Origin of the sequence: Paenibacillus sp. Soil750 (genome assembly GCF_001428045.1) — a bacterium.
GTDB lineage: Bacteria > Bacillota > Bacilli > Paenibacillales > NBRC-103111 > Paenibacillus_E > Paenibacillus_E allorhizoplanae.
Window position 1 is genome coordinate 356,116 of record NZ_LMSD01000041.1, and the last position, 9,306, is coordinate 365,421.

Consider the following 9,306-nt stretch of genomic DNA (forward strand, 5'->3'; position numbering starts at 1 on the left):
TCTAGGAGGGTCTAAAAATGAAGCGAAAAGCAATTCGTCATGTAGGCAGCTGGGTGAGCGCAGCTTTGTTAGTAGGAAGTTTGGCTGCATGCAGCAGCGGCACAGAGAGCAGTACGACAAGTACCCCAGCACCAGCAGCTACAGGTACTACGGCAACAGCAGCAGCTAAGAATGACACACCAGTCACAATTGAATGGGCAGGCTATAACATCAACGATGTAGCACCAGATGCGAACTCAGAGATTCTACAGGAAGTGTCCAAACGCTTTAATGCGAAAATCAATGTCTGGACAGCGGATTCGCAGAAATACAGTGAAGTGTTCAACGTCCGCATGGCATCGGGAGAAATTCCAGATATTTTGAGGCTGAAAGGCTTCGAATTATCCAAGCTCGTGGACAGCGGGGTAGCAGCTGAAATTCCGGTGGACACGATCAAGCAGAAAGCACCTAACTACTACAAATTAATCATGGACAATGACACCTCAGGATCGGCCTTCCGTTCCAGCATGTACAAAGGCAAAAACTACGGATTATCCGCTTTTCAATTAGACGGCACCTATCCAACCAGCCTTGTATGGCGCACGGATTGGCTTAAGAATGTCGGCATTACCAAAGTACCTGAAACATTAGCTGAGTTTGAGGATGCGATTTATAAGTTTACGAACAATGATCCTGATAAAAACGGAAAAAAAGACACGTACGGCCTCTCCAGTACGGCGATGCAAACGGTGCTTGGCGCCTTCGGACCGATTCCGACGGATGTCATTAAAGGCACAACGCCTTACTCTGCTCTTTGGTATACCGTGAAGGATAACAAAGTGACGATGGATGCGATTCAACCAGAAATGAAAGAAGGACTCAAGCTGCTGGCCAAATGGTACAAAGACGGCGTCATCGATCCTGAGTTTGTAACGGGTGAGAATAAAGGCGGTTATTGGGCGACTTCCCATGCCTTCATTAACAACCGTGTCGGTGTGACGGGCAACGTAATGTATTATCACTGGACTCCGCCGCTTACAGAAGGAGACAAAGGTGGGCCGGTTTACCAGGAATTCATGAAAGTGAAGCCAGACGCGAAATACGATGAAACGTGGTCACTCGGGAAAGCGATTAAAGGTCCAGATGGCAAAGCCTACGGCGCGAACATTTGGGGTTACAACAACGAAACACTTGTGATTACCAAGAATGCAACGAAAGATCCGAGAAAGCTGGATACGATTTTGAAAATGCTGGATACACTGGTCACCGACAAGGACTATTACATGCTGGCTAACTACGGTGTCAAAGACAAAGATTATATTATTAACGCAGACGGTTCTGTCGCTTCCAAACTCAAAAACCCGACAGAAACAGCACAACGCGCTGTGACTACCTTTGGGATGTATACGAACAATCCGGATGTGGTGAAGCAGATATTCAAGGCGAAATATGTCGTTGCGGATAAAGTGAAAGGAACAGGCACACCGCCATCTTATCTGCCGAGCGTAGAGGCTTCCGGCAAGTACACAGCTGATTTACAGAAGCTGACGACGGAGAATTACATCAAAATCATTACAGGCGAGCAAACCGTTGATTCCTTTGATGACTATGTCAAAAAGGCACGATCAGCCGGCGCAAACGAGATTGAGAAGCAGTACACCGAAGTCATTAAATAGTTCATATATGAAACCAATTCTCTGAATTTGAAGACTGTCACATTCGTAGCCAAACTGCAAATGAGGCAGTCTTTTCTTTACCCCGACAAGGAGGAACTTAGCGACATGAAGTTGACAGATTTCATCACTGTATCCGACGTGGAAACTCATATTTTAGGCAAAAGCATGGCGGGACGCATCTTCCCAGCACGCGATGATCGCGAGGCTTGGGCCAACTTGCCCACGGACTTACAGCAAGCTTGGCTGACGCAAGCAGAGTCCTACCTTGGATATGAATGGCCATCTTTGCGTGCGACCGCATTTATGGCCTATTTTGAAGAGGGGAGCCGTAAGCCGTACGATTCCGTTGAAACAGAAAGACGAAATGCGCTTTGCACACTCCTGATCGCAGAATGCATCGAAGCCAAGGGCCGCTTCCTTCGGGAGATCACGAACGTCATTTGGCTCCTCTGTGAGCAGACGACGTGGTGCGCTCCGGCCCATCATTATTTATCCCTTCAGCCGGGCGAGCTGCTTTCGGATGCGAAGGAGCCTTTGTTTGATCTCTCTGCTGGTGAAACTGCAGCGCTGTTGGCGTGGACGTCTCATTTGCTAAAGACCCCGTTAGATGCGCTTTCTCCTCTAATTCGCGCGCGCATCCAAGTGGAGCTGGAACGCCGCATAATTGCCCCATACACCGATCGATCTGATTTCTGGTGGATGGGCTTTGGCGAACGAGAAGTTAACAACTGGAACCCATGGTGCAATGCGAATATGTTGACTGTCTTACTGCTGATGGATATGGAGCCAGAAAGGAAATCAATGGTTTTTGACAAGGTGCTTCGTAGCTTGGATCGATACTTAGAGGTGCAATTCGAAGATGGTGGCTGCGATGAAGGTTCAACGTACTGGGCTAGAGCGGCTGGGATGCTCTTGGTCAATCTCGAGCTATTGTACAGAGCATCGAGTGGAGCCCTGCAGGTTTACGATCAACCCGTAATTAGAAAGCTTGGGCAATTCGTCTACAACATGAACATTGACGGTCATTACTATGTAAACTTTGCGGATGGCTCCGCGATTGCTTCACAAGATTACAGCATGATCCACTTATACGGTTCGCGAATCCAGGATGATCAGCTGCGCGCATTGGGGCAGATTGGCTTCCGCGCCTATCAGGTGACGGATCGAAGAGGGAAGGGGATTTCCTTTTTCCAAGAAATGATCAGCTTGCTTAGCTATGCAAGTATTCATAAGGAGGCAGCGCTGGCGCCCCCTCTCGTCCAAGACGTATGGCTTCCGAATCTGCAAGTGATGGCTGCAAGAGAATCGGAAGGCTCATCGCAAGGCCTGTTTGTTGCAATCAAAGGTGGTCACAATGACGAAAGCCATAATCATAATGACATCGGTCATTTCGTGGTTTATGTGCATGGAAAGCCGTTTTTGATTGATATTGGGGTGGAGACCTATACCCAGAAGACATTCAGTCCTCAGAGATATGAGATTTGGACGATGCAGTCTGGCTATCACAGTGTTCCGGTTATTAACGGTTTTGAGCAAAAGGAAGGCCGTTCCTTCCACGCGGAGGAAGTAACCTATGTGAACAGCGAGGACGCTGTCCATTTTGGGCTAGAGCTAGCCAGTGCTTATCCGGTTGAAGCGGGTGTGCAGAGTTGGCATCGCAGCTTGACGCTTCAGAGGGGGCAGTTCCCTTCTATAGAACTACGGGAATCGTGCTTGCTTTTCGAGCCTACCGATCAAGTGCTGCTTCATATGATGTCCAATCAACTTCCCCAACTTCTAGACCAGGGCAGCATCCGTTTGCAGGATAGCGATCAGAATCAGCTACTGCTTCAGTATGACAATAAGCAATGGGAAGCAGCTTTTGAACACATTACCGTTACAGACGAAAGCTTGACGCGAGTGTGGGGAGAGAGTCTGTATCGCATCCAATTTAAACTTCGTCATGCCGTACAACAAGGCAATTGGGTGTTTCGAATGACGGAGCAGTAGGATCAACTCATCCCAAAGTGTTCATGAAGGAGGGGAATTATGAAGCCTATCATGCTCGTCTTATTACTATTTATCTTTGTGGCTACAGGCTGCACCGAGTGGCAGAATCATTCGTTAGCGGGTCCCTCGTACGCCACTGTCGCTTATATCAATGATGTACCGATAGATGAGCGCGAGTTTCAGCTGTTCTTGAATGATGCGAAGGCTCAGACTGCTGGCTACTTCAAGAAAAACTATAATGCGGATGACTCTGCCTCTTTCTGGACAACGAGCTTTCAAGGGGAAGTGCCTATCGAGAAAGCGAAGCAACTAGCCCTAGACCGATTGAAAGAGGTCAAAGTTCAACAACTTTTAGCCCTGCAATACAGCCTTGTGAGTGACCTTAGTTATACAACTTTTCTCGAGAATTGGGCTATGGAAAATCAGCGAAGGGAAAAAGCTATTAAGAATAACCAAGTTATCTATGGTCCTAAGCAGTATGACGAGCGCGGTTATTACACCTATCTCTTTTCCAATTTGGTATTGAAAGTGCAAGCGGTATTTCAAGAAGAGACAGCACCGAAGGGAGGTGACAGCGCCAGAAATGGCTTAACGGATGATCAAAAGCAACGCGTGCAGGACGCAAGTTACGCAAAGAAAGTGAAGCAATTGATGGATGCTGCACAAGTGAAGCTTGTGGACCACATTTATCAAGAAATGATGCTGCAATAAGCCGTCTGATTTAGGTTTATACAGTAAGCGCTTATATTCCACAAGATTGAGGAGAATGAATTATGAGAATATCAAAGGCATTTCGATTGTGCCTATCGGTCGGCCTAATTTTTACACTCCTACTGACGGTCGTATTATGCATGCCTGCCTTAACGACCACAACATATGCGAACAATACGACCTACTATGTCGATTCGGCCAGTGGCAGTGATAGCAACACCGGTTTGAGCACTGGCGCAGCCTGGCAAACGTTAACTAAAGTCAACAGCACGACCTTTCTGCCAGGGGATAAAATCCTTTTTAAATCAGGCTCTGTCTGGACGGGACAATTGCACCCGCTAGGGTCTGGAGCTTCTGGGTCCCCCATCATCATCGATAAATACGGCACAGGTAATAAACCGATTATTAATGGGAATGGATTAACCGGGGGCACGGTGTATTTTTACAATCAGCAGTATTGGGAACTCAATAATTTGGAAGTAACGAACACTTCTACTTCGGCGGGTGACCGATACGGAGTCAAGGTTGAGGCGCATGATGTGGGAACCTACAACCATTTTTACATCCGAAATATGTATATCCACGATGTCACAGGAACGAATACTGATGCGCTAAAAGTGACCGGCGGTATCTTTGTGACCGTGTCGGGAACCGCTGTAAGAACGAAATGGAACGATGTTCTTATTGATGGCAATACGATTGAGCGCACAGATCGCACGGGAATAAGCAATGGCAGCTCATGGGGTAACAATGACGGGGCATCCAACTTCGAGCCCTACACGAATCTTGTCATCAGCAACAATATTCTGAATGATATCGGCGGAGATGGGATCGTCATGCGGGCTTCCATCAATGGTTTGATTCAATATAACGTTGTAAACAAAGCCCATGCACGGGATACTAATTTCGACGTTGCCATTTGGGCGATTAACAGCACCAGTCCTGTCATGCAATATAACGAAGCCTACAATACCAAAACAACGAATGACGGCCAAGGCTTTGACTGTGACTTTAACTTGACTGGCTGTACGGTACAGTACAATTATAGTCATGATAATGAGGGTGGCTTTCTGCTCGTCATGGGGAATGGATCAATTCGTAACGACAATATGATCGTTCGCTATAATATTTCCCAGAATGACCGCGCGCGTATTTTCCAATTCAATAGCGGCTACACGCCGTTGAATAGCCAAATCTATAACAATACCTTCTATATTGGTTCCGGTTTAAGCACGAGCATTACAACAGGGCTGGCAGGAAGTAATCCGATCTATTTTAAAAATAACATCGTATACAACGCAGGTAGCGGCGGCTATTCCGTCAAAGCGAATGACGTGTATGATTACAACGTTTTCTATGGTAACCACCCGGCAAGTGAGCCAAGTGATGCTCATAAATTAACGACTGATCCGCTCCTTGCAGGGGCAGGTAGTGGTGGTATCGGTTTAAGCACGGTGAATGGCTATAAGCTGGGAACAGGTTCGCCTGCCTTGTCCTCTGGGGTCCTAATCAGCAGCAATGGAGGCAAAGATTACTGGGGCAACTCCGTCTCTTCTTCAACTTCTCCGAATCGCGGTGCATACAATGGTACTGGTGTCGTCCTGACTACTCCTAATACATGGATAGCTGTAGATGATGCGAATGTGAGAGATGGCACTTACGCCACAACGAATCAAGCTGGAACAACGGCTGTTACGGTTGATACGAAGAACGACTTAACCAGCTACAAACGGGATGGTTATTTTAAATTTGATTTTAACAGTTATAGCGGTACCGTCTCTAACGCAACGATCACATTGAAGCCAATCACAGCTGCAATGAGCGGTATCCAAAACGAGGTCGCACTCGTTAGCGACAGCACCTGGACAGAAGGCGCCATCACATGGGATACGAAGCCTTCCTCCAGCACCGTACTTGGCACGTATACGATCGTTGCTGGTACGCCGATTACCATTAACGTAACTTCTCAGGTACAAGCGGCGATGTCTACTGGCAAAAAGCTCTCCATCCGCGTATACAGCACGTCAGCAGTAAATTCAAATGGGAATGTCTCTTTTGCATCAAGTGAGAGCATCACCAGCACGGATCGACCTAAGTTAACGATAACACCATAATCACATAAAGGCTGAGTGCTTGGAACCATGTCGACAGGAAGTGACGCGGTTCCGGTGCTCAGCTTTTACCTTTTTTAGACTCGCCGGCTCTGTTTCGATAGATGTTTGATCTCATTGGCAATGAGGCTTACGCCCCTGTCTATGCGCTCTTCTGATACGCGTGTGATGCTCAGATTCATGAGCTGCAGCGGTTCAAAACTAGGCAAATAATTAGGCGAAAGGTTTTGAATCAATACTTGCTTCTTTTGCAATCTTTCCAACAAAACCGGAATTGGCAAATGAGCAGGGAGCACGATATGCGTGTGTACACCGGATTGGCTTGGGGAAGCTACAATATAGCTATCCTCATTATAGGTATGAAGAGATCGATGCAACTGTTGTAACCGTCTTGAATAGGCATCCCTGATGGCATGTTTACGCCGTTCAAACATGCCGCTCTGAATATAAATTTCCAAGGCTGCTTGCGAAAGCATGGGGCTGTCAATGTCGGCTACCTTTTTATATGTACGGAATACATCACCCAGAGCTTGCGGGAGAACGGCAACTCCGACCCTTAACCCGGGAAACAGGATTTTAGCGTAGCTTTTTAAATAAATGACGTGAGAAGAATCATAGGCGTAGATTGGATCTGATCTTGAATCAAGTTCCAGATCGGCCAAATAATCATCTTCAACAATATACACATCGTATCGTTTGGCCAGCTTGGCAATTGCTTTCTTCGTGTGCTCAGAGTAGGAGCACCCAAGCGGGTTATGAAAACGCGGCATCGTATAGAAGAACTTTATATCCTCCGTACGGAAGAGATGTTCTAAGTGATTTAAGTCGATATCACCTTGAGGTGAGCGACGAATTCCGTGTACTGGTAGCTGATAGCTTTCGACTAATTGGATAAATAAGTGATAGCTAGGCTGCTCCATCAGAATTCCGCGCTTTTTGTTCGGAAAAGGCATCAATGCCAAGATGGCGAGGGCCTGCTGCACACCAGAAGTGATATGAATGTGTTCAGGCTTCGTGAATACCTGGTAGTTAGCCAAATGCTTACAAAGAAGCCGTAATAACGAGGGCAAGCCTTGCGGTGTACCGTAAATAAATAATTCATTTTTGTACATATCAAAAGCTTTATCCACACAATGTTTAAAGTCCAAGTAAGGAAATAGCTCGGGATCTGGTGCAGCAGAGGAGAAGTCAAAGACCCTATTTTCAGGTAGCTGCAGACTTGCTCCTCGCTGTTGAACTGCGTAATAGCCGCTTTGTGGGATCGAATAAATGAGATGGCGACTTTCCAGAAGGGTAAAAGCACGAATCACCGTGCTCTTGTTGCAAGCATACTGAAGGGAGAGGTCTCTAATAGAAGGAAGCTTCTGTCCAGCTTTAAATTGCCCCTGTTCGAGTTGCTGTTCAATGTCATTCACAATAAGCAAATATTTATACATGGGCGTTGAATCTCCGATCTTCATCTTAGAATTGTACCGGTACAGTTGCCGTGTAAAAGGATTGTTGCGCATGGCTTACCGACTTATGCTGATATCAGAGAATGTTTCAGTCAGCTATAAGACTAAACCTATACTATTTTGATAAGGAGTTGGAGAGATGAAATCCCACAACGGTCTAAAACTTGCTTATTTACTAGCTGTACTCAATGCAGTCATCATCGGTATCTCTTTTTTGTTTGCCAAAATAGCGCTGGACTACGCGAAACCACTCGATACGCTGATGTATCGATTTGCCGTATCGTTTCTTGGAATATCGCTGCCAGTTGCTTTGGGAATCGTGAAATTACGTTATCGCGGCAAACCTATTGGCAAAGCACTTTTACTCTCATCCATGTATCCACTGGGCTTCTTCACTCTACAGGCATATGGTTTACAGCACGCAACGGCCGCTGAGGCGGGGATCCTCTACGCATTTACACCTATCGTCACCATGTTGTGCGCATCGATCTTTTTGAAAGAATCCACCAATCGGGTTCAGAAGCTCGCGATATTTTGCTCGGTGTTCGGGGTTGTATTTATCTTTCTAATGAAGGGAGCTGAGTTAGACATCTCTAATATAACAGGAATCTCCTTGTTAATTCTCACTTGTGTTTCATTTGCGGGATACAGCGTAATGGCACGCTCCTTATCCAAACAATTTAGTCCATCTGAAATCAGTTACTTGATGCTGAGCACAGGATTTGTAGTGTTTCTAATCTCCTCTTTGCTTACACATAGGAAGTTAGGATCTTTCGAGAGTTTACTAATGCCTTTGTCTCATCCACTCTTTATCGTGTCTATTCTATTCTTGGGCTTGGTGTCTTCTCTGGTAACGGCTCTGGCGTCGACGTATGTCTTGTCCAAAATCGAAGCTTCCCAAATGAGCGTCTTCACGAATCTTTCCACTCTGGTTACAATTGCCGCAGGAGCGTTATTCCTAGGAGAGGAAGTAACCCGGTATCATGTGATTGGCTCTGTATTAATCATTGTTGGCGTACTCGGTACCCAATACTATAGTGGACGTACCAAGGAAGTTCGCAAGTTGAAGAGATCTGTTTAATTGCAAAACATACGGAGCTATAACTGGTGGCGGCTGATGCGAATAAACAATTTTGTAATTGGAAAAATAAAACATTGCCATGTGTTTGCCATCCATGCTATATTATCACTTCGGCCGCAAGACAGACAGGCTGGCAACGAAAAAGAATTAAAAAAGAATTTCAAAAAAAGCTTGCAAATAAAAAATGAAAATGGTATATTACTTTTCGCTGCTTCGGTAACACGGCAGTGAACGAAAGAAATTGATCTTTGAAAACTGAACAACGAGTGAGTAAGCACAGTCGAGTAATCGACTATAAAAGAGAT

Annotated in this window: 6 protein-coding genes; 5 read left to right on the forward strand and 1 reads right to left on the reverse strand. The window is 46.0% G+C overall.

Annotated features, from left to right (window positions below; translation table 11 throughout):
- The first annotated feature begins 17 nt into the window (after positions 1-17).
- From ASL11_RS30985 to ASL11_RS31000, 4 genes are all read left to right on the forward strand, one after another.
- On the forward strand, positions 18-1,655 hold the full coding sequence (locus tag ASL11_RS30985) for a hypothetical protein (RefSeq protein ID WP_056623549.1): 1,638 nt from the start codon (positions 18-20) through the stop codon (positions 1,653-1,655).
- A gap of 105 nt (positions 1,656-1,760) precedes the next feature.
- Positions 1,761-3,644, forward strand: coding sequence for a heparinase II/III domain-containing protein (locus ASL11_RS30990; RefSeq protein WP_056623552.1), 1,884 nt, complete (start codon positions 1,761-1,763; stop codon positions 3,642-3,644).
- 39 nt (positions 3,645-3,683) lie between these two features.
- Complete coding sequence (locus ASL11_RS30995; RefSeq protein ID WP_056623555.1) at positions 3,684-4,355, forward strand: hypothetical protein; 672 nt, start codon at positions 3,684-3,686, stop codon at positions 4,353-4,355.
- Between the two features lie 62 nt (positions 4,356-4,417).
- Complete coding sequence (locus ASL11_RS31000) at positions 4,418-6,469, forward strand: CBM96 family carbohydrate-binding protein (RefSeq protein ID WP_056623557.1); 2,052 nt, start codon at positions 4,418-4,420, stop codon at positions 6,467-6,469.
- Positions 6,470-6,543: 74 nt separating this feature from the next.
- Here ASL11_RS31000 and ASL11_RS31005 read toward each other — a convergent pair whose 3' ends face one another.
- Positions 6,544-7,902 (reverse strand): aminotransferase-like domain-containing protein, encoded by a 1,359-nt coding sequence (locus ASL11_RS31005; RefSeq protein WP_056623560.1) that lies wholly within the window; start codon positions 7,900-7,902, stop codon positions 6,544-6,546.
- 157 nt (positions 7,903-8,059) lie between these two features.
- Here ASL11_RS31005 and ASL11_RS31010 point away from each other — a divergent pair, with 157 nt between their 5' ends.
- On the forward strand, positions 8,060-9,001 hold the full coding sequence (locus ASL11_RS31010) for a DMT family transporter (RefSeq protein WP_056623563.1): 942 nt from the start codon (positions 8,060-8,062) through the stop codon (positions 8,999-9,001).
- Positions 9,002-9,306 lie beyond the last annotated feature (305 nt).

Coding starts and splice junctions, on each gene's coding strand:
- ASL11_RS30985 (WP_056623549.1), top strand. CDS start 18: ATGAAGCGAAAAGCAATTCGTCATGTAGGCAGCTGGGTGAGCGCAGCT.
- ASL11_RS30990 (WP_056623552.1), top strand. CDS start 1,761: ATGAAGTTGACAGATTTCATCACTGTATCCGACGTGGAAACTCATATT.
- ASL11_RS30995 (WP_056623555.1), top strand. CDS start 3,684: ATGAAGCCTATCATGCTCGTCTTATTACTATTTATCTTTGTGGCTACA.
- ASL11_RS31000 (WP_056623557.1), top strand. CDS start 4,418: ATGAGAATATCAAAGGCATTTCGATTGTGCCTATCGGTCGGCCTAATT.
- ASL11_RS31005 (WP_056623560.1), bottom strand. CDS start 7,902: ATGTATAAATATTTGCTTATTGTGAATGACATTGAACAGCAACTCGAA.
- ASL11_RS31010 (WP_056623563.1), top strand. CDS start 8,060: ATGAAATCCCACAACGGTCTAAAACTTGCTTATTTACTAGCTGTACTC.